This is a genomic window from Acinetobacter pittii (assembly GCF_022449185.1).
Classification (GTDB): domain Bacteria; phylum Pseudomonadota; class Gammaproteobacteria; order Pseudomonadales; family Moraxellaceae; genus Acinetobacter; species Acinetobacter pittii_I.
Genome location: NZ_JAKUKO010000001.1, coordinates 473504 through 492725 on the forward strand (window position 1 = coordinate 473504; position 19222 = coordinate 492725).

The following is a 19222-nucleotide window of genomic DNA, read 5'->3' on the forward strand; positions in this document are numbered from 1 at the left end:
TAGGAAGCTTTTTTTATTAACTTTTATTCAGCTTTTTCACGAGCAATTGCGCGATAGCCAATGTCACTACGATATTGCATACCTGTAAAGGTCACTTGGCCGCATACTTCAAGTGCATTAATTTGTGCTTCAAGCACGCTGTCGCCTAGCGCAGTTACACAAAGAACTCGACCACCAGAAGTTACGATGTGACCATCTTCACGAGTTGCAGTGCCTGCGTGGAAAATTTTAGTATCTTCAGGTGATTGTCCAATACCTGAAATTACATCGCCTTTGCGTACGCTATCAGGATAGCCTTCGGCTGCAAGTACGATACCAATTGACTTACGCTCATCCCATTCAGCTTCTTTTGGTAAATTACCAGCAATACCAGCTTCTACCAATTCAACAAGAGATGACTTTAAGCGCATCATGATTGGCTGAGTTTCAGGATCCCCAAAACGACAGTTGAACTCGATCACACGTGGTTGACCTTGTTCATCAATCATTAAGCCAGCATATAAGAAACCAGTGTAGACATGTCCGTCAGCAGCCATACCTTCAACAGTTGGACGCATGATTTCAGTCATAACTCGTTCGAAAATTTCAGAAGTTACCACCGGAGCAGGAGAGTAAGCACCCATACCGCCAGTGTTAGGACCTTGATCGCCTTCAAAAATACGCTTGTGATCTTGTGAAGTTGCCATTGGTAATATGTTTTTACCATCAATCATACAAATGAAAGAAGCTTCTTCACCTGCTAGGAACTGTTCAATTACAACACGTGAACCAGCATCACCAAATTTGTTGCCTGCAAGCATGTCATCAATTGCTGCAAAAGCTTCTTCGTTAGTCATTGCAACGATTACACCTTTACCAGCAGCAAGACCATCTGCCTTAATTACAATTGGTGCACCATTTTTTTCAACATAAGCTTTAGCTGCATCAACTTCCGTAAATACTTCGTAAAAAGCAGTTGGAATGTTATGACGCTTTAAAAAATGTTTAGCAAATGCTTTTGAGCCTTCAAGCTGCGCAGCATATTGAGTTGGTCCCCAAATTTTTAGACCTGCTTCGCGAGCAGCATCTACCACACCATTAACTAAAGGTGCTTCTGGGCCAACAATAATAAGTTCAACATTATTTTCTTTAGCAAAAGCGATAATTGCAGGGTTGTCTAAAATATCAAGCTGAACATTAACGCATTTGTCTTCAGTTGCAGTTCCCGCATTTCCCGGTGCAACGAAAACTTGAGTAACTTTGGTATCTTGCGCGATTTTCCATGCCAAAGCATGTTCACGACCACCACTACCTAAAACTAAAATATTCATTTTTAATTTGTTCCTTAACTTTAATCCTTTTCATCCCCCTCTATTCCTCAAGGTGGAGTTTAGCTCCATTATTGTGGAAAACCCTCCTGAATAAAAGGAGGGTTAGGGAGGACTAAATTTAAATTAATGGCGGAAATGGCGCATACCAGTGAACACCATTGCAATACCAGCTTCATCTGCTGCAGCGATTACTTCTTCATCACGCATAGAACCACCTGGTTGAATGATGCATTTAATGCCAGCTTTAGCAGCATTATCAATACCGTCACGGAACGGGAAGAATGCATCAGAAGCCATTACAGCACCTTCAACAACCAAACCAGCATGTTCAGCTTTAATGGCAGCAATACGCGCTGAGTTAACGCGGCTCATTTGACCTGCACCTACACCAATAGTTTGGCGGTTTTTAGCATAAACAATTGCGTTTGATTTTACATATTTTGCAACTTTCCAAGCAAAGATAAGATCATCAATTTCTTGTTCAGTTGGCGCACGCTTCGTAACTACTTTAAGATCATCTTTAGTGATCATGCCCAAGTCTTGATCTTGAACAAGTAAGCCACCATTTACGCGTTTATAGTCAAGTTGCGGTGCCCGTGCATCAATAGCAGGTAACTCGCCACATACTAAAACACGTACATTTTTCTTAGCGCCAGTTATTTCAAGTACGCCATCAGCAATACTTGGAGCAATAATTACTTCAACGAATTGACGCTCTACAATTGCTTGAGCAGTTGCAACATCTAACTCGCGGTTAAATGCAATAATACCGCCAAAAGCAGATTCTGGATCAGTTGCATAAGCTAAATCATAAGCAGCTTTAATGCCGTCTAAAGAAACTGCAACACCACAAGGGTTAGCATGTTTCACGATGACACAAGCAGGTTTTGCGAATGATTTAACACATTCAAGTGCTGCATCTGTATCTGCAATGTTGTTATAAGACAATTCTTTGCCTTGTAACTGTTTTGCAGTAGAAACTGATGCTTCTTTTGCATTTGCTTCAACATAGAAAGCAGCAGATTGATGTGGGTTTTCACCGTAACGTAAATCTTGTGCTTTATTCAATTGAGTATTGAATGTACGAGGGAATAAGTCAGCTTCACCTTCGGTCTTACCAACGCGAGCGCCTAAGTAAGAAGCAATCATGCCGTCGTATTGAGCTGTATGTTCAAATGCTTTAACTGCTAAATCAAAACGTGTTTCATAAGAAAGTGAACCAGCAGTTTTTAATTCATTAATTACAGTGTCGTAATCAGAAGCATTAACTACAATACCTACTGAAGCATGGTTTTTAGCAGCTGCACGAACCATTGTAGGACCACCGATGTCGATATTTTCGATTGCATCAGGAAGAGTACAGTCAGGTTTTGCAACAGTTGCAGCAAATGGATAAAGGTTTACAACAACAAGATCAATCGGATCAATGTTGTGTTCTTCCATAACTGCTTCATCTAAACCACGACGAGCAAGAATACCGCCATGAATTTTTGGATGTAAGGTCTTAACACGACCATCCATCATTTCAGGGAAGCCAGTATGTTCAGATACTTCTACAACCGCGATATTATTATCTTTAAGCAACTTATATGTGCCGCCTGTAGATAATAGTTCTACCCCTAGAGCTGCAAGGTTTTGAGCAAATTCGACAATTCCTGTCTTATCAGATACAGAAATCAAAGCACGTTTAATAGTCATGATGTTTAATTCAACAATTTCAAGTCTACGGATTAAAACCAATAAGCATAAAAAAATGCCCACGACGTCGTGAGCATTTTATCATTTATTCACTCATTAAACCGTGAGCTTTTAACTTTTTACGTAAAGTGCCACGGTTGAGTCCAAGAATTTCTGCAGCACGTGTTTGATTACCACGTGTATATTCAAGAACTACAGATAAAAGAGGTTTCTCCATTTCTGCTAGCACCATGTCATATACCTGAGATGGTTGCTCACCTTGCAATTGTGCAAAATAATGGCGAACTGCGCGATCCACGTGGATGCGAAGAGCAACATCAGATTGTGCAGTAAAAATAGGAGATTTGCTATTCATGCGAGTTAATCCGAAAATCAAATACTAGCTTGGGTAAAGTAGTATATAAATGTGGTCTAAAAATACGGAGTCCTGTTTTAGATCCTAAAACAGTGACTCTAAAACATAAGAACAATTAGCTTGCCATATTTCTTCGTATTGAATAAAAAATAAGCGTAACAATAATTAAATATTTGTTACAGCCCCCTCAAAAACAAAAAAAGTTAGGCTATGCGCTTAAAGTAGAAAAGCACACATGCTTAACAGTATTTTTTTTGGATTGAGAGCGAGGAGTATATGAGTCAAAGCTTTCGTGGCGCGTATCATACCATTGTCTAGGAAAAAGTGAGCAAATTAACTGCATTTTTTTTTATTTTTTTTTCACTTTTTTTACATTTTAGGGGTGGACAATTTCTAATCGATAATTTACTAGCCTTTTTTTGCTTTTGTTTAGCTCAAATTGGAATCGGAAAGGAGTGTTTGATGGAATGCGTTGAATACCACGTAGGTTTTCAACTAGATATTGTTGAGGAGTTAATATGATTTCCTCTGTTTTGTCTGGTTCTGTTGCAAAAATCAACTTTAGGTTAGGAAGCTCAATACTTTTATCATTCTGGTTGAGCAATATGCCTGAGAACTGGGTATGGTTCGCATCGATCTTGCGGACTTTTAATTTTTCTATATAGATAAGTTGATAAAGTTCTGCTGATTTGTTGCAGTGCAGTATTTGGCAAACGTAATTAAAAGCATGGCTAACGGTTGGGCTTGCATGCATGAGCTTAGGGTTAAACCAGAGAATTTGAAAAGTAAAAACTAAAATTAAAATAAGGTTGGCAGAGCTCCAGAGCGTATAGTAAAGCCAACTATGCTTTTTATTGTTGTCTTGTTCTTGTGGGGATGCCTGCTCAGCTAAATTAAGGTTTGGTAGAGCATTAATAGGTTCATTGTGAAAGTAATTTAAGTTGTTGAGGTAAGTTAAAAGATCAATATTAGAGTTTTCTACTTTTTGGTCAAAGATATCTAATACGTGAGAATGCGTCATATATCTCGTCTGCATTGAACCATTAGCTAAAGTCGTTGAATTGACCATAACTGGCTGTTCAATATTGATTAGATGGGTTAAGGCATTAAAGCTTGAATTACATTTAGGGCAACAAACCATACCCTGAGCAACAGTCAATTGAGTAAGAGATACTTTATAAACTGTTAAACACTTAGGGCAGCGGGTTTGTTTTTCATTCATGAGTTAAAAATCTCAATTTATTGTTTTACGTTTTCCTGAAATGCGACACCAGTTTTCTTCGCGCTTTTCGACATCTAATATATCAAAAAATTCAGAATAAACACGTGAAACATCAGCAACTTGCTCTTCAATCACACCAGCAAGTGCGAACTCGCCCTCAGATTTGATTAAATTTGCAAATTCAGGCGCAAGCATCATTAAAGGTCCTGCTAAAATGTTTGCAACTAAAACATCGGCTTGTTTAGGTGTGAATTCTTGATCAAACTCTTCAGGAAGACCTACATATAGTCGATCTAATACACCATTAAGCTCTGCATTTTGTTTCGTTGCTAAAACAGCTTGCGGGTCAATATCTGTGGCATATACTTTTTTAGCGCCTAGTAATAAAGCGGCTACACCTAAAATGCCTGAACCACAGCCATAATCAATCACGATTTTATCTTTAACGTCAGTTTTACCCAGCCATTGTAAGCATAGGAAAGTACTTGCGTGATTACCTGTACCAAATGCAAGACCCGGGTCTAACTTAATGTTAGTTGCGTTCGCTTCTGGTGGCTCTAGCCATTCAGGCACGATCCAGAACTTTTCCCCAATCTGAATTGGCTCATAGTAATCCATCCATGCGCGTTCCCACACTTGATCTTCAAGTTCTTCATGACGCATAGGAACATCTGGAAGTTGAGCTTTTAAGAAAGCTTCTAAAGTGTCGACATCAATTGGGTCTTGTTCGTCTTGTTGATAGATGCCTGTCACAATAACTTTATTCCATAAAGGTGTTTCACCCGGTAATGGTTCAAGTAAAGCCTGATCTTCAGCATCATCCAGCGTTACGCTTACCGCACCTAGAGACATTAAAAGTGTTTCTGTGAACTCAACTTGTTCTTGATCAACGGTAATGTGTATTTGTAACCACTTCACGAAAAGGACCTAAAAATTTTATTTAAAGGCGTATTGTAGCGGACTAGACCATTTTAAAAAAGAAAGCGGCCCATCTTTAATGGACCGTCTTTGAAAATACTGATGAGATATAGCGGAAAATAAATGACTTCTTCTATACCTATGTCAAAACAGATTAAGGAGCAGGAGCCTTAAATTGTAACTTGCCATTTTCATTTGGTTGGCAAGTACCGTTAAAGGTTACACCGTTGTGATTGTATGAAACCCATTCACCTTGCTGTTTTTTTGCACAGACTCGAATTTGTTTTTGCATTTCGGCTTTGCTCGTGTCAGCAGCATGGGTAAAAGTTACGCCTGAAAAACAAATTAGAGATGCAGTTAAGATTTTTAACATGGTCGTTTTCATTTTGTATTCCTTCTCGTTGCGTTAATTTTAAAGTCATAGAAGTGCTGTACATTTTTTATTCTAAGATGAATTAATTTTAAAAACATTCACTTTGTATTGAATTCATGAAACAAAATGTCAAATCATGTGGCATAGCGTAAATTATGTGAAGACAATTTTGTAATTATGTACATCAATAAGCAGATAATTTTGCTATAATGTTCCGTCTTTTTTTTCTGGTGTTTTTGTACTCATGCACTATCCTAAAGTTTATGATGTTATCGTTATCGGTGGCGGTCACGCAGGTACGGAAGCGGCCCTTGCTGCTGCGCGTATGGGACGACAGACTTTGCTTTTGACCCATAACATTGAGACTTTGGGCCAAATGAGTTGTAACCCAGCAATTGGTGGTATTGGTAAGTCTCACTTAGTCCGTGAAATTGATGCGCTTGGCGGTGCAATGGCTCTGGCTGCCGATAAAGGTGGTATTCAGTTCCGTATTTTAAATTCGCGTAAAGGTGCAGCTGTGCGTGCAACACGTGCTCAAGCTGACCGTGTTCGTTACAAAGCTGCCATCCGTGATATTTTGGAAAATCAAGCAAATCTTGACATTTTCCAGCAAGCAGCTGATGACCTGATTGTTGAAGGCGATACTGTTAAAGGTGTTGTTACCCAAATGGGTATTCGCTTTGATTCTAAAACTGTTGTGTTGACTACAGGTACATTCTTGGGTGGTGTAATTCACGTTGGTTTAGAAAAATCAAGCGGTGGTCGTGCGGGAGATCCTCCTTCTATTGCACTTGCTCAGCGTTTACGTGAATTAAAATTACCAGTAGGACGTTTAAAAACTGGTACTCCGCCACGTATTGATGCACGTTCAGTTGATTTTTCAGTCATGATTCCGCAGCCGGGTGATTTCCCATCTCCAGTCATGTCATTCATGGGTGATGCTTCTATGCATCCTGAACAAGTAAACTGTTATATCACTCATACAAATGAAAAAACCCACGACATTATTCGCGGTGGTTTAGATCGTTCACCAATGTATACGGGTGTTATTGAGGGGGTAGGTCCACGTTACTGCCCATCAATCGAAGATAAAATTCACCGTTTCGCTGATAAAGACTCACATCAAGTATTCTTGGAGCCAGAAGGTCTAGATACACATGAGCTTTATCCAAATGGTATTTCGACTTCTTTACCGTTCGATGTTCAGTTCGAGCTTGTACGCTCAATTCGTGGTATGGAAAACGCTCATATCTTACGTCCGGGATATGCAATTGAATATGATTATTTCAACCCGCAAGCTTTGAAATTTACACTTGAAACTAAAGCGATTAATGGCTTGTATTTCGCTGGTCAAATTAATGGTACAACAGGTTACGAAGAAGCTGGCGCTCAAGGTTTACTTGCAGGTTTAAATGCTGCACGCCGTGCGTGGGAGCAAGAAGAATGGACCCCTAAACGTGACCAAGCTTACATGGGTGTGTTGGTTGATGACCTCATCACGTTAGGTACTAAAGAACCGTACCGTATGTTTACCTCACGTGCTGAATATCGTTTGATGTTACGTGAAGATAATGCGGATCAGCGCTTGACTTCTATTGGTCGTGAACTTGGTTTGGTTGATGATGTTCGTTGGGCTGCTTATTGCGAAAAAATGGAAGCGGTTGAGCGTGAAACCTCTCGTTTACAACATTTATGGGCAGCACCAAATAACCCGATGGGTAAAAAGTTCGTTGAAATGACGGGTGCTGATTTGAGTAAGGAATGTAGTGCGATTGATTTGCTTAAGCGCCCTAATATCACCTTCGGTCAAATTGCTGAACTTACTGGTTCTGAAGTTTCAGAACAAGTGGGTGAGCAAATTGAAATTGCTGTGAAATATGAAGGTTACATTAACCGTCAGCATGAAGATGTTGCTCAATTAAAGCGTCTTGAAGAAACCAAAATTCCTGCCGATTTTGATTATGACGTAGTGTCTGGTTTATCACGTGAAATCACGCAGAAGTTAAAAACAGTTCTTCCAGAAACTTTAGCTCAAGCAAGCCGTATTCCTGGTGTTACACCAGCAGCAGTGCAGCTTGTAATGATCACAATTCGTAAAAACAATATGATTAAGAAAACAGCTTAATCATTTAAATGTACAAAAAGCCCAGTTGAGACTGGGCTTTTTTATTTTCTATTCAAAAAATATATGGAAACTTCCTAAGGAAGAAAAGAGATTTCGCTTCCTCTTTTTCTTATTTCACATATTTTAAGTCGCCAGTTATATTGAATTCACGTTCAAACAAGAGGGCTTTAATCATGACAATGAAATCAATTCGCTACAATGGATATGAAATGGCATGCCAATGCTCATGTTTAAAATAGCGCAAAAGAAAGAGCAGATCAGTTTTGGTGGGGGAGAACACATTGATCTGAAAACAAGTAAAAATATAAGAACAATATAAAATTAAGAAAATTATAATTCAAAATCTAAAGAGAACCTGATGGTTCTCTTTTTTATATCTACTTACTATCAGTTTCAATTTCTCGCACAGCATTATGTACTTGTACTGGCTCAATATGCAGTAATTTCTTACCAAAACTACGTAGCCACCATACTAGTTGAGATGTAAAAGGTACAGTCGCTGAAACTTCTACAATATTTTCTTCAAGTGGAGTAATCGTTTGGTCTTTACTTAACTGACTTTCATAAAAGGTTTTCGCAGTTTGCTCTGTCATGGTTAAGGTGAGCTGAATTGATTCAGTTGGTTGGTTATAGTCCACTCTAAAGCCTAAAGCCCCTGAATCAATATAATGATCAATATCAAAATTAACTGGGTGCAGTGCTCGGCTGTCTAATACTTTTGCTGATTTAAAACGGTGCAGAGCAAATGTTTGCACTTCAGTTTTGTCATGTCGTGTGCAAATTAAATAAATGACTGCACCTTTTTGTACCAAAGCCAAAGGATTTAACACATAAGTTCTGTCTTCACCCTGATTGACTCGTGCCCGATAAACACATTCTATTTGCTTGTCTTGGAGCAAGCCTTCATAAATTGCTTGTTGAGCATTTCGGTCAACTACAGGCGGAATTAACGGTTGGCTTGCCGGAACAATACGTACACGGTTAATCCACTGTCTCACATTATTTTGTGTAGAGAGGCTACGTTTGGCCAAATCGAACCATGGTCCCATCTCATCAAGCAGGCTCGGAGGAAGGAGGTGTTTAAGGTGCTCCTCAACCATCATAAAGGTTACCGCTTGAGAGCTTGTCATGTGAGGTAAGCTTTGAATAGGTGCATCGGATTGCCACCGCCAGCCTTGAGGTACGGCTTTATTGCTCTCTATTGGAAAACGCTGAGCAATTTGATTTAAATCACGCTGAATTGTCCTTAAACTAATTTCAATACCTTCACGCTCAAGCATTTCTTGCAATTCTCGAGTTCCGATCCATTTACCGGTCGGTAGGCGAGACAAGATCTGCCATTGGCGATATAAACTATTCGAAGTTTCTTTTTCTATTACAGACATAAGCGTAATACATCTATATCCAATTGCTTTGGTGTCAACACAATAAAAAATCTTTACAGATTTAGCAAGTTTGTCAGATTCGGTTTATAGCCCGTTGGGCAAACGATGTTAATATTTAGAAGAAAGTTAGAACAATAATGCCGTAAAAGTACTATAGATATATAAGTGGCACTGAAATTGCTTATTTAAAAATGAAATATAGATAAATGATAAGACGAGGTGGTTATGTCAGAACAAGAGCACGAATTACATATTGATAATGATTTTTTTATACAAGAGCAGACAACAACGGCACTCATTGACCCAACCTCTTTTTTAGAACATATTTCTGTGCAAACTAATCTCTTTGAGCAACTCAAATCACAGTTCTTTAATGAGATGCTTGATGATGTAACGTCAAATGGTGCAGCTTCTAAAAAAATTGAACAATGGTTGAGCATCCGTACTTTAGATGAGCTAAAGGAGCTAAATACCCAAGCAAAACAGCATTTTCTTTATCATGGGATTACTTTTAATGTTTATGGTGATAAAGAAGGAACGGAGCGCACTATTCCTTTTGATTTAATTCCAAGAGTAATCGAGAAAAAACAATGGGAAAAAATTACCTCAGGCTGTGCACAGCGTGTTAAAGCATTAAATTATTTCCTAGATGATATTTATCATGGACAACATATTTTAAAAGAACAAATCATTCCCGAAGAACAAATTATGGGAAATGATGCTTTCCAGCCCCATATGCTTAAACATTCTTTAAAAGGAAAAATTTATTCACAAATTAGTGGGATCGATATTATCCGTGATGGTGAAGGGGAGTTTTTTGTATTAGAAGATAATTTGAGAACACCTTCTGGGGTGTCTTATATGATTGAGAGCCGAAATATTAGCCAGAAATTAATGCCTGAGCTATGTACAGCCAATAATTTACAGGGGATTGAGCATTATCCAAAACTTTTAAAAGAAATATTGCAAGAAAATTCTTCTGCAGATCAACCATTTATTGTGGTGCTAACACCAGGGCGTTTTAACAGTGCTTATTATGAACACGCTTTTCTAGCGCGTGAAATGGATGTGCCATTGGTTACAAATCGGGATTTATTTGTAGAAAATGATCAAGTATTTGTCAAAACTATTCGGGGGCGTCAAAAAGTAGACGTAATTTACCGCCGTTTAGATGATGACTTTCTAGATCCTTTAGCATTTCGACCAGACAGTGCTTTAGGCGTAGCAGGTCTTATGTCTGCTTATTTACAAAAAAATGTCGTGATTGCAAATGCACCTGGAACAGGCGTGGCTGATGATAAATCTATCTATCCTTATGTAGATCAAATGATTCAATATTATTTGGATGAAACACCAATTCTAAAAAATGTACCCACTTATCAGTGCCGTAAAGAAGAACACTTAGACTATGTACTTTCTAATCTTGATCAATTAGTCGTTAAGGAAGCACAAGGTTCGGGCGGATATGGCATGTTGATTGGACCCAAAGCAAGCTCATGTGAAATTGATGACTTTAGAAAAAAATTGATTGCGATGCCACATATGTATATTGCGCAGCCTACCTTGGCTTTATCTGTCGCTCCAACTTTAACGACAGGCGGGGTGGCTGAGCGTCATATTGACTTGCGTCCATTTGTATTGAGTTCACCTTATCGTACAGAGATTGTGCCTGGAGGCTTAACACGTGTGGCCATGCAGGCGGGTTCTTTAGTTGTAAATTCGTCTCAAGGTGGCGGTATAAAAGATACATGGGTTGTTGAAACATTACATTCCTGATTGTGGGTTAAAGAGGAACTTTATGGTTTTACTCAATTCGAGTGCGCATCAAATATATTGGTTGGGTCGATATTTGATGCGAGTTAAATTTGCAGCCTCTCATTTACCCTTTATAGAAGATGAGAAAGCAACAAGATTTGCAGCAGCATTTGGTTTGGTCATAGAAAATGCTGAATTACTAAATCACTATATGTTAGACAAGAAGCAAACATTTTCATTACTGAACCAGCTCATTATTGCTAAAGATAATATTCAGGAACTAAGAGGTATTTTGTCATCACATGCTTATGCAGAATTAAATAATTTGATTAATAGGCTTCAAGCTCAACCTGATGCATTGAGTAAAGTAGTCGAACAATGCACGCAAATACTAGAAGCGGAACATGAAGATGTTCGTTTATTTTTGCATTTAGGCCAAAAAATAGAGCAATTTGATATAGAACTGCGTTTTGGAGAAGATTTATCTGTTCTCATATCAGAGCTAAATATTGTGGTGCAACAGCTCGCTAATTTGAATTGGGAAAATATAGATGAAAATTGGCAAGCACTAAAGCAGCAACTTACGTGGGACGCTTACTATACTTTTACACAGCAGTTGGAAAATATGTTTGAGGGCTGATTATGAAATTGATGGTTAATCATCAAACGCATTATAGCTATACTGAAACTGCTCGGAACAGCATTCAGTATATTAAAATGATGCCTCAAACATCGCCTCACCAACATGTTATGAATTGGGCAATTAGCGTGCCGGGTGATAAAACAATAAAGAGAGATATATTTAACAATGTATGGATGACGGCTAGTCAGCGTTATCCATACCAACATCTTACATTTATGGCCCAAGGAATTGTTGAGCTTCAAAATGTAGAACTAGGTTGTGTAGATCTCTCTACACCTACAAATTTGTTTTTGCAGATGACAGGTGCAACTCGATGTGATTCGGAAATGTTGGACTTTGCCAAAAATATTGTAGTGGTTAAGGATCGACAGCATATTGCTTTATTAAGCGAATATATCTTGCAAAAAATACTTTATCAGCCTGAAAGTACTTCGGTTCAGACAACTGCGATCGAAGCATTTCATGCAGGTCAAGGTGTATGCCAAGATCATGCTCATATTTTAATTGCGATGTGTCGTGCGCTACAATTACCTGCACGTTATGTCTCTGGTTATCTATTTGATCAAAACTATCCGCACCTGGCCAGTCACGCTTGGGCGGAGGTATTTTTAGAAAATCAGTGGTATTGTTTTGATGTAAGCAATCAGTTGTTTACACCCAAGCATCACATTTACCTTGCAGTAGGACGTGACTATCTCGATGTGGCACCTATTCGTGGCGTAAGAGAGCAAGGTGGAGTTGAGAACATGATGTCTGTGGTTCAAGTGTTGGCATGTTGAATGTAAAGAGAATGAAATGACCTATTGTTGTGCGTTAAGATTGGAACAAGGTTTGGTGTTTATTAGTGACACAAGAACCAATGCAGGAGTTGACCATATTTCTGTGTTCCGAAAACTGCATACTTTCGGCATTACCGGAGAACGTTTTATTGCCTTGCAAACTGCAGGTAACTTAGCAACAACGCAAGCTGTTATAGGTCATTTACAAAATGCCCTGACTTTGCAGCAAGAGCCTAATTTATATAGTGTTAATACGATGTTTGAGGCGGCTGAACTAATTGGTAAAACCTTAAAAACTGTTTTAGAGGATATTAGTTCGGACACCCAAGAACAAATGAATTATGCCTGTAGTATTTTGGTGGGTGGGCAGATTAAGGGTGGTGACATGCAACTTTATAATGTTTATCCACAAGGCAATTTCATTTGCGCAACTACAGATACACCTTATTTTCAAATAGGTGAAAGTAAATATGGAAAGCCTATTCTGGATCGAGCTTTATATTATGCAATGCCATTAGACGATGCAATACGTTGTAGCCTGATTTCTTTTGATTCGACTTTGCGTTCAAATGTTTCTGTTGGCTTACCACTTGATGCATTGGTCTACATTAAAGATAGCTTTGTTATCCCCATGGGAAAACGAATAACCGAAGATGATCCTTATTTCTCACAGATTAGTAAACAATGGTCAGATACTCTTCGTCGGGGATTACAGGAAATGCCAAAGCCTACAGATGATTACTGGCGATAAATTTTGAATGTTTAAATAAAAAAAATCCAAGCATGCTTGGATTTTTTTTATATTTTATTATTTAAGTGCTTTTACGAGTGGGGCGATTGCTTAATCGACAGAGTAATTCATATCCTATCGTTCCATTTGCATCCGCAACATCATCAACTAAGCGATGTGGACCCCAGAGTTCAACTGGAGTGCCTAATTTTACTTGCATGCCTGTCACGTCGATTGCAATCATATCCATGCTTACTCGTCCTACAACCGCACAGAGCTGTTTATCGATAGCGACATAATTTGGTTTAATATAAGCCCGTGGATAACCATCACCGTAACCTATAGAAACAATCGCGATATCCATTGCTTGCGTGGCACAGAAAGTAGAGCCATAACCGACATGTTCATTAGTTTGAATATGATTGAGTGCAATCACTTCTGCTGAAAAAGTCATCACTGGTTTTAAGTCAAGATCATGAACTGTTTGATCTGCAAAAGGCGAGGCGCCGTAAAGCATGATACCCGGACGAACATAGTCAAAATGTAACTCTGGCCATTTATAAATAGCAGCAGAGTTACAGCAAGAAGCTAAAACTGGATCACAAGCTTGTTTAACTTGTAGAAATTGTTGTTTTTGTTGCTCATTAAGTGGATGGTCTACATCTGCATTTGCGAAATGCATCGCAAGTACACAAATAAATCCTTCAGATTTTAAAGTTTTAATAACTTCAATAATTTCTGGGGTTTTAAAACCTAACCGATTCATCCCGCTGTTAAGTTTAATCCAGACTTTTAAACCTTGGCTGATATATGCTTGTTTGTGTTTAATTAACCATTCAAACTGTTGTTGATGGTGAATGACACATTCAAATTTTTGTTTAATTGCAATTGGCATTTCATCTTCAGAAAATACCCCTTCAATTAAAGTAACAGGCTGCTGAAATCCGAGTTCACGAATTTCTAAACCTTCTTGTAGGCAGGCGACACCAAAGGCATCTGATGCATTTAAGGCTGCTAAACAGTCTTTGATTCCATGTCCATAAGCATTGGCTTTTACCATACTTACAATTTTTGAATTTGTTGCGAGTTGTTTGACACGGTTTAAGTTATATTGAATTGCATTGCGGTCAATATAAACTGTTGCTTGGCGCACCCTTATTTACTCCTTTGGGTAGAGATAGAGCTTATTCTTCATCATCATATTGGCTGTAATACTCAGGAGAGAGATTACTAAATCGAGTATATTGACCTTCAAAAGCAAGACGAACTGAACCAATTGGACCGTTACGCTGCTTACCAATAATAATTTCTGCAGTGCCGGCTTCTTTTGATTCTTTGTTATAAACCTCATCACGGTAAATAAACATAATTAAGTCGGCATCCTGCTCAATCGCACCGGATTCACGTAAGTCGGACATTACAGGGCGTTTATTTGGACGGTTTTCCAGACTTCGGTTAAGCTGAGAAAGTGCGATAACAGGGCATTGCATTTCTTTCGCTAACGCTTTTAAACTACGCGAAATTTCTGAAATCTCGCCTACACGGTTATCACCCATGCCTGGGACTTTCATGAGCTGTAAGTAATCGACCATGATACAACCGATTTTACCATCATGCATTTTGGCAACACGACGAGCACGGGCACGAAGTTCGGTTGGAGGTAGAGCAGATGAGTCATCAATATACAAATGCATTTGTTGAAGCTGCAAAATTGTGCCAGTCACCTTGGTCCATTCATCTGCATCGAGGTTACCAGAGCGTAAATGTCCTTGATGGACTTTACCCATTGCGGAAATAAGACGCATCGCAATCGAGTCTGCTGGCATCTCCATTGAAAAGACCAGAGCAGGTAACTTGTTATATTGCAAAACACTCTCAACCAGATTCATGGCAAAAGTAGTTTTACCCATGGAGGGACGTGCAGCAACAATAATTAAGTCACCAGGTTGCATACCAGATGTTTTGTTATCAAGTTCTAAGAAGCCAGTCGTTAAACCTGTAATATTGCCATCTAATTTTGAAAGCTCATCAAGCTTACTAATTACGTCTGCGGTAACAGAACTAATAGATTTAGGACCAGCATCTTTTTTATTGTTATTGTGCTGTTCTGCTAATGAGAAAATACTTGTTTCAGCTAAGTCTAAAATTTCACTAACACCGCGGCCTTTCGTGTCATAAGCATTTTGTAAAATTTCAGTACTAACTTTAATCATGCTACGAAGCGTAGAAAATTCTTTAATTTTAGTGGCATAAGTTTCTAAGTTATAGAAACTTGAAGGTGAGTCAGCCATGAGCTGCATTAAATATTCTTCGCCACCGATAGCATCAAGTAAATTTTGTTTTAAGAGCCAGTCACTTACTAAGACAGCATCATAAGGTGAGTTTTCTTGTGCTAATTTCTCGATTGCACGAAAAATATATTTATGACGAGTCGCGTAAAAATCATTTTCTTTGAGTACATCATTAACTTGTTCGAAAGATTCGGCAACTGTCATCAGGGCTGCTAAAACAGCTTGTTCAATAGCTAAATTGTGTGGGGGAGTGCGAAACTCTTTAAGTTGGCCTGATTCACTCGTTTTATTTTCTGTTGGAGATGAAAGCGCTAAAGAAGTGGCATTCGCCTGAGACATAATTAGACCTGATGATAAAGAAAGGTGTACACAAGGAGGCTATAAAGCCGAGAACTATCTTAAAACAAAATTAAATAAACTACCTAATTAAAAAACCAATTAAACTGAAGAACTGATCAGGAATTAATATATCTTATTTTAAAATTTGAAACATAAAAAAAGAGCATGCAAAAGCATGCTCTTTTTTTGATGAGAAATTACTCAGATACGATAGTAACGAGAACTTCTGCAACAACATCATGGTGCAATTGGATTGCGATGTTGAATTCACCAGTGTGACGAAGCGCGCCATTTGGTAAACGAACTTCTGCACGGTCAACTGTAAGACCAGCATTCGTTAATGCGTCAGCGATGTCACGAGTACCGATAGAACCGAAGAGTTTACCTTCGTCACCAGCTTTAGCAGTGATAACGATGTTAACTTCATTCAATTGTTCAGCACGTGCTTGAGCAGCAGCTAAAACTTCAGCTTCTTGCTTCTCAAGTTCAGCACGACGAGCTTCAAAAGCAGCAGTGTTAGCTTCAGTAGCTGCAACTGCTTTACCTTGAGGGATAAGGAAGTTACGGCCGTAACCAGCTTTAACTGATACTTTATCGCCTAATTTACCAAGGTTCTTAATGCGTTGTAATAAGATAACGTCCACAGATCACCTCACTTATGGTTGTCAGTGTACGGAATCAAAGACAAATAGCGAGCTTGTTTGATAGCAAGTGCTAATTGACGTTGATAACGAGCTTTAGTACCAGTGATACGGCTAGGAACAATCTTGCCGTTTTCAGTGATGTACTGTTTTAAAGTGTCGATATCTTTGTAGTCGATGTACGCAACATTCTCAGCTGTAAAGCGGCAGAACTTGCGACGACGGTAAAAACGTGCCATTGATGTTCTCCTTATTCAGCTTCTTGAGCAACTTGCTGTGCTTCTTCGCGTTGAGCTTTACGCGCACGCTTTTCTTCAGCACTCTTAGCAAGCAATGACTCTTCAGTGATTGCGTGTTCACGACGGATGATAAGGTTACGAATGATCGCGTCGTTATAACGGAATAATTCTTCTAACTCATCAAGCGTAGTTTGACCACATTCAACATTCATAAGAATGTAGTGCGCTTTGTGAATTTTGTTAATTGGGTAAGCCAATTGACGACGGCCCCAATCTTCTAAACGGTGAATTTGACCTTCAGCTTCTTTGATCTGAGAGATATAGCGTTCAACCATACCTACAACTTGATCGCTTTGGTCTGGGTGTACCAAAAGTACGATTTCGTAATGACGCATTGTCAGCTCCTTACGGTTTAAACAGCCCCTAATAAAAAAAATTAGAAGCAAGGAGTCATAACTTAATAAGTTATGTCGCAAAATTTGCGAAGGCTGAATTATAGGTAAAAGTTCGACTAAAAACAAATCTTTTGATTAGAAAAGTAAAACTTCTTTACTATAAAGAGGAAATCCTCTCTTGTTTAAAAGAGAGGAAGATTTGGAGCAGGGGATTGATAGGTAAAGCTAAAGCTCAAACTTAACAGGGTAATTAATATGACCGAGTACAGGAAAAAACGTTTAGCCCACAATTGATCATTTTCGGCTTTAAATCCAATAACTGATAAATATAACCAATATGCAGTCAAAGCATTAAAGGTAATTAAAAAGAATATATTGGTATAGCCAAAACAATATAACCCATTCAAAACAGCTGCAAATAATAGGATATAGATTACACATTCAATTTTCGTACGGTAAATAGAACGTGCTACAGGCAAAATTGGAATTCCCGCATTTTTGTAATCATCAAAACGATAAATTGCAATTGCCCAAGAGTGAGGCATTTGCCATAAAGCGTATGCTAAAAACAAAAGCAAGGCTGCCACATCAAATTGATGAGTTACTGCTGTATAACCAATAACAGGAGGGCTCGCTCCGGAGATACTACCAATGACGGTTTGATGGATTGAAGTACGTTTGGTCCACAAGCTATAAAAACCGACATAGACAATAAAACCAATCATTGCAAACAAAAATGCATAACCATTTACACCGAACCACAAAATGCTAAAACCAATTACTCCAAGCACTAATGCATATATCAGCGCAACAGTAGGAGAGATTGTTTTTTTAACTAGTGCGCGGTTTTGTGTGCGCTGCATCTTTGTATCAATATCTTGATCTATAACATTATTAACCACACAACCAGAAGCCACAACTAAAGTTGTTCCAAGTAGGGTGAGAAGTAATAATAAGATGTCTATAGAGCCTTGGGCGGCTAAGAAAAAGCCGCCCAAGGTGGTAATGAAATTACCGAAGAGAATTCCTGGTTTAGTCAGGAATAGATATTTTCTCAACATGACAATCAGTTTAGATCATCATATTGTAGTGAAGGTAATTCATAATCCACACAGAACCGATTAAAAGTACGGCGATACATAGGATTGTGTAGATGAATGCAATCATATTCCAACGTTGTTCAGATGATGTATTCATGTGTAGGAAATACACAAGTTGTACAAGAACCTGAGCAACCGCAGTGATTGCAATCACTGTAACTAAAAGCCCACGACTGAAACCACCGGCCATCACCATCCCGAAAGGGATGATGGTGAGGATAACAGAAAGGATAAATCCAACAGTGTATTGCTTAAAGTTACCGTGTGACGCACCAGCAGCATTATGCTCATGACTACTCATTAGAGAACTCCCAGTAAGTAAACGACGCTGAATACACAGATCCAAACGATGTCAAGGAAGTGCCAGAACAAGCTTAAGCAAGCAAGACGACGTGTATTCGGTAAAGTCAAACCTTTAGTTTTGATTTGATACATTAATACAAGCATCCACACTAAACCAGAAGTTACGTGGATACCGTGTGTACCAACCAAAGTAAAGAACGATGATAAGAATGCACTGTGAGTTGGACCGTGGCCTTCATGTACAAGGTGATGGAATTCATAGACTTCCATTCCAATGAACGATGCACCAAAAAGGAATGTAATAAATAACCAAGTGATCACTTGATTTACATTCTTTTTATAAGATGCAAGTACAGCAAAACCAAAGGTTACTGATGAAATCAATAAGGCAAATGTTTCAGTTAACACGAAGCCTAATGAGTCATGGAATAGGTCATATGCGCTTGGAGTGCCTGCTGGAACATGACTGCTTAATACAGCGAACGCAATGAAGAGTGATCCGAAAAGAATCAAGTCACTCATCAAGTATGTCCAGAAACCAAAAACCGTTAAATCAGTATCATCATGTTCATGATGACCATCATGGCCGTGGTTGTCGTGATGAAGTACTTCAGCCATTTC

Annotated in this window: 20 protein-coding genes; 5 read left to right on the forward strand and 15 right to left on the reverse strand. The window is 38.7% G+C overall.

Annotated elements, in window-relative coordinates:
- Nucleotides 1-23: 23 nt before the first annotated feature.
- From purD to MKX14_RS02245, 6 genes are all read right to left on the reverse strand, one after another.
- Nucleotides 24-1310, reverse strand: a complete 1287-nt coding sequence (gene purD, locus MKX14_RS02220) for a phosphoribosylamine--glycine ligase (RefSeq protein WP_005073571.1) — start codon at nucleotides 1308-1310, stop codon at nucleotides 24-26.
- Nucleotides 1311-1433: 123 nt separating this feature from the next.
- Nucleotides 1434-3008, reverse strand: coding sequence for a bifunctional phosphoribosylaminoimidazolecarboxamide formyltransferase/IMP cyclohydrolase (gene purH / locus MKX14_RS02225; protein ID WP_068529963.1), 1575 nt, complete (start codon nucleotides 3006-3008; stop codon nucleotides 1434-1436).
- A gap of 85 nt (nucleotides 3009-3093) precedes the next feature.
- A complete protein-coding gene (gene fis, locus MKX14_RS02230; RefSeq protein WP_001086304.1) occupies nucleotides 3094-3363 on the reverse strand; it encodes a DNA-binding transcriptional regulator Fis in 270 nt (89 codons plus the stop codon).
- Between the two features lie 376 nt (nucleotides 3364-3739).
- The gene (locus MKX14_RS02235) at nucleotides 3740-4585 is read right to left on the reverse strand and encodes a zinc-ribbon and DUF3426 domain-containing protein (protein WP_005073576.1); all 846 of its coding nucleotides are present in this window, start codon (nucleotides 4583-4585) and stop codon (nucleotides 3740-3742) included.
- Between the two features lie 12 nt (nucleotides 4586-4597).
- A complete protein-coding gene (gene prmA, locus MKX14_RS02240; RefSeq protein WP_019767589.1) occupies nucleotides 4598-5503 on the reverse strand; it encodes a 50S ribosomal protein L11 methyltransferase in 906 nt (301 codons plus the stop codon).
- 154 nt (nucleotides 5504-5657) lie between these two features.
- Complete coding sequence (locus MKX14_RS02245; RefSeq protein WP_002119672.1) at nucleotides 5658-5888, reverse strand: hypothetical protein; 231 nt, start codon at nucleotides 5886-5888, stop codon at nucleotides 5658-5660.
- Nucleotides 5889-6120: 232 nt separating this feature from the next.
- Between MKX14_RS02245 and mnmG the strand changes: the two genes are divergently transcribed.
- Nucleotides 6121-8001, forward strand: coding sequence for a tRNA uridine-5-carboxymethylaminomethyl(34) synthesis enzyme MnmG (gene mnmG, locus MKX14_RS02250; protein ID WP_240281646.1), 1881 nt, complete (start codon nucleotides 6121-6123; stop codon nucleotides 7999-8001).
- Nucleotides 8002-8378: 377 nt separating this feature from the next.
- On the opposite strand, the gene MKX14_RS02255 is transcribed toward mnmG, so the two are convergent.
- Nucleotides 8379-9386, reverse strand: coding sequence for a helix-turn-helix transcriptional regulator (locus MKX14_RS02255; protein WP_214285053.1), 1008 nt, complete (start codon nucleotides 9384-9386; stop codon nucleotides 8379-8381).
- A 225-nt stretch (nucleotides 9387-9611) separates the two neighbouring features.
- Between MKX14_RS02255 and MKX14_RS02260 the strand changes: the two genes are divergently transcribed.
- The 4 genes from MKX14_RS02260 to MKX14_RS02275 are packed head-to-tail and all read left to right on the forward strand — an operon-like array spanning nucleotide 9612 to nucleotide 13314.
- Nucleotides 9612-11162 carry a circularly permuted type 2 ATP-grasp protein gene (locus tag MKX14_RS02260; RefSeq protein WP_174755897.1) on the forward strand — a complete coding sequence of 517 codons (1551 nt, stop codon included), beginning with the start codon at nucleotides 9612-9614 and terminating at the stop codon, nucleotides 11160-11162.
- A gap of 22 nt (nucleotides 11163-11184) precedes the next feature.
- Complete coding sequence (locus MKX14_RS02265; protein ID WP_174755898.1) at nucleotides 11185-11781, forward strand: alpha-E domain-containing protein; 597 nt, start codon at nucleotides 11185-11187, stop codon at nucleotides 11779-11781.
- 2 nt (nucleotides 11782-11783) lie between these two features.
- On the forward strand, nucleotides 11784-12563 hold the full coding sequence (locus MKX14_RS02270; RefSeq protein ID WP_046811955.1) for a transglutaminase family protein: 780 nt from the start codon (nucleotides 11784-11786) through the stop codon (nucleotides 12561-12563).
- 16 nt (nucleotides 12564-12579) lie between these two features.
- Nucleotides 12580-13314 carry a proteasome-type protease gene (locus MKX14_RS02275; RefSeq protein WP_174755899.1) on the forward strand — a complete coding sequence of 245 codons (735 nt, stop codon included), beginning with the start codon at nucleotides 12580-12582 and terminating at the stop codon, nucleotides 13312-13314.
- Between the two features lie 61 nt (nucleotides 13315-13375).
- Here the strand turns inward: MKX14_RS02275 and alr are convergent, their stop codons facing one another.
- The 8 genes from alr to cyoC all read right to left on the reverse strand — a co-directional run bounded on the left by alr (nucleotide 13376) and on the right by cyoC (nucleotide 19219).
- Entirely contained in the window at nucleotides 13376-14446 is a 1071-nt protein-coding gene (gene alr, locus MKX14_RS02280; RefSeq protein WP_240281647.1) for an alanine racemase, read from the reverse strand.
- Nucleotides 14447-14477: 31 nt separating this feature from the next.
- Entirely contained in the window at nucleotides 14478-15923 is a 1446-nt protein-coding gene (gene dnaB, locus MKX14_RS02285) for a replicative DNA helicase (protein ID WP_002119718.1), read from the reverse strand.
- Nucleotides 15924-16120: 197 nt separating this feature from the next.
- Entirely contained in the window at nucleotides 16121-16567 is a 447-nt protein-coding gene (rplI, locus tag MKX14_RS02290; RefSeq protein ID WP_000382591.1) for a 50S ribosomal protein L9, read from the reverse strand.
- Nucleotides 16568-16575: 8 nt separating this feature from the next.
- On the reverse strand, nucleotides 16576-16803 hold the full coding sequence (rpsR, locus tag MKX14_RS02295; RefSeq protein WP_000090661.1) for a 30S ribosomal protein S18: 228 nt from the start codon (nucleotides 16801-16803) through the stop codon (nucleotides 16576-16578).
- 11 nt (nucleotides 16804-16814) lie between these two features.
- The gene (gene rpsF / locus MKX14_RS02300; RefSeq protein WP_002119610.1) at nucleotides 16815-17198 is read right to left on the reverse strand and encodes a 30S ribosomal protein S6; all 384 of its coding nucleotides are present in this window, start codon (nucleotides 17196-17198) and stop codon (nucleotides 16815-16817) included.
- A gap of 182 nt (nucleotides 17199-17380) precedes the next feature.
- Nucleotides 17381-18259, reverse strand: a complete 879-nt coding sequence (gene cyoE / locus MKX14_RS02305) for a heme o synthase (RefSeq protein WP_046811957.1) — start codon at nucleotides 18257-18259, stop codon at nucleotides 17381-17383.
- A 10-nt stretch (nucleotides 18260-18269) separates the two neighbouring features.
- On the reverse strand, nucleotides 18270-18599 hold the full coding sequence (gene cyoD, locus MKX14_RS02310; RefSeq protein ID WP_000094534.1) for a cytochrome o ubiquinol oxidase subunit IV: 330 nt from the start codon (nucleotides 18597-18599) through the stop codon (nucleotides 18270-18272).
- On the reverse strand, nucleotides 18599-19219 hold the full coding sequence (gene cyoC, locus MKX14_RS02315; protein ID WP_002119759.1) for a cytochrome o ubiquinol oxidase subunit III: 621 nt from the start codon (nucleotides 19217-19219) through the stop codon (nucleotides 18599-18601). Before cyoC ends, cyoD begins: the two co-directional genes overlap by 1 nt.
- Nucleotides 19220-19222: the final 3 nt, after the last annotated feature.

What these genes read in the sequence shown, in the direction of transcription:
- purD (WP_005073571.1), bottom strand. Translation starts at nt 1,310, where the DNA reads ATGAATATTTTAGTTTTAGGTAGTGGTGGTCGTGAACATGCTTTGGCA.
- purH (WP_068529963.1), bottom strand. Translation starts at nt 3,008, where the DNA reads ATGACTATTAAACGTGCTTTGATTTCTGTATCTGATAAGACAGGAATT.
- fis (WP_001086304.1), bottom strand. Translation starts at nt 3,363, where the DNA reads ATGAATAGCAAATCTCCTATTTTTACTGCACAATCTGATGTTGCTCTT.
- MKX14_RS02235 (WP_005073576.1), bottom strand. Translation starts at nt 4,585, where the DNA reads ATGAATGAAAAACAAACCCGCTGCCCTAAGTGTTTAACAGTTTATAAA.
- MKX14_RS02245 (WP_002119672.1), bottom strand. Translation starts at nt 5,888, where the DNA reads ATGAAAACGACCATGTTAAAAATCTTAACTGCATCTCTAATTTGTTTT.
- mnmG (WP_240281646.1), top strand. Translation starts at nt 6,121, where the DNA reads ATGCACTATCCTAAAGTTTATGATGTTATCGTTATCGGTGGCGGTCAC.
- MKX14_RS02255 (WP_214285053.1), bottom strand. Translation starts at nt 9,386, where the DNA reads ATGTCTGTAATAGAAAAAGAAACTTCGAATAGTTTATATCGCCAATGG.
- MKX14_RS02260 (WP_174755897.1), top strand. Translation starts at nt 9,612, where the DNA reads ATGTCAGAACAAGAGCACGAATTACATATTGATAATGATTTTTTTATA.
- MKX14_RS02265 (WP_174755898.1), top strand. Translation starts at nt 11,185, where the DNA reads ATGGTTTTACTCAATTCGAGTGCGCATCAAATATATTGGTTGGGTCGA.
- MKX14_RS02270 (WP_046811955.1), top strand. Translation starts at nt 11,784, where the DNA reads ATGAAATTGATGGTTAATCATCAAACGCATTATAGCTATACTGAAACT.
- MKX14_RS02275 (WP_174755899.1), top strand. Translation starts at nt 12,580, where the DNA reads ATGACCTATTGTTGTGCGTTAAGATTGGAACAAGGTTTGGTGTTTATT.
- dnaB (WP_002119718.1), bottom strand. Translation starts at nt 15,923, where the DNA reads ATGTCTCAGGCGAATGCCACTTCTTTAGCGCTTTCATCTCCAACAGAA.
- rpsR (WP_000090661.1), bottom strand. Translation starts at nt 16,803, where the DNA reads ATGGCACGTTTTTACCGTCGTCGCAAGTTCTGCCGCTTTACAGCTGAG.
- rpsF (WP_002119610.1), bottom strand. Translation starts at nt 17,198, where the DNA reads ATGCGTCATTACGAAATCGTACTTTTGGTACACCCAGACCAAAGCGAT.
- cyoE (WP_046811957.1), bottom strand. Translation starts at nt 18,259, where the DNA reads ATGTTGAGAAAATATCTATTCCTGACTAAACCAGGAATTCTCTTCGGT.
- cyoD (WP_000094534.1), bottom strand. Translation starts at nt 18,599, where the DNA reads ATGAGTAGTCATGAGCATAATGCTGCTGGTGCGTCACACGGTAACTTT.
- cyoC (WP_002119759.1), bottom strand. Translation starts at nt 19,219, where the DNA reads ATGGCTGAAGTACTTCATCACGACAACCACGGCCATGATGGTCATCAT.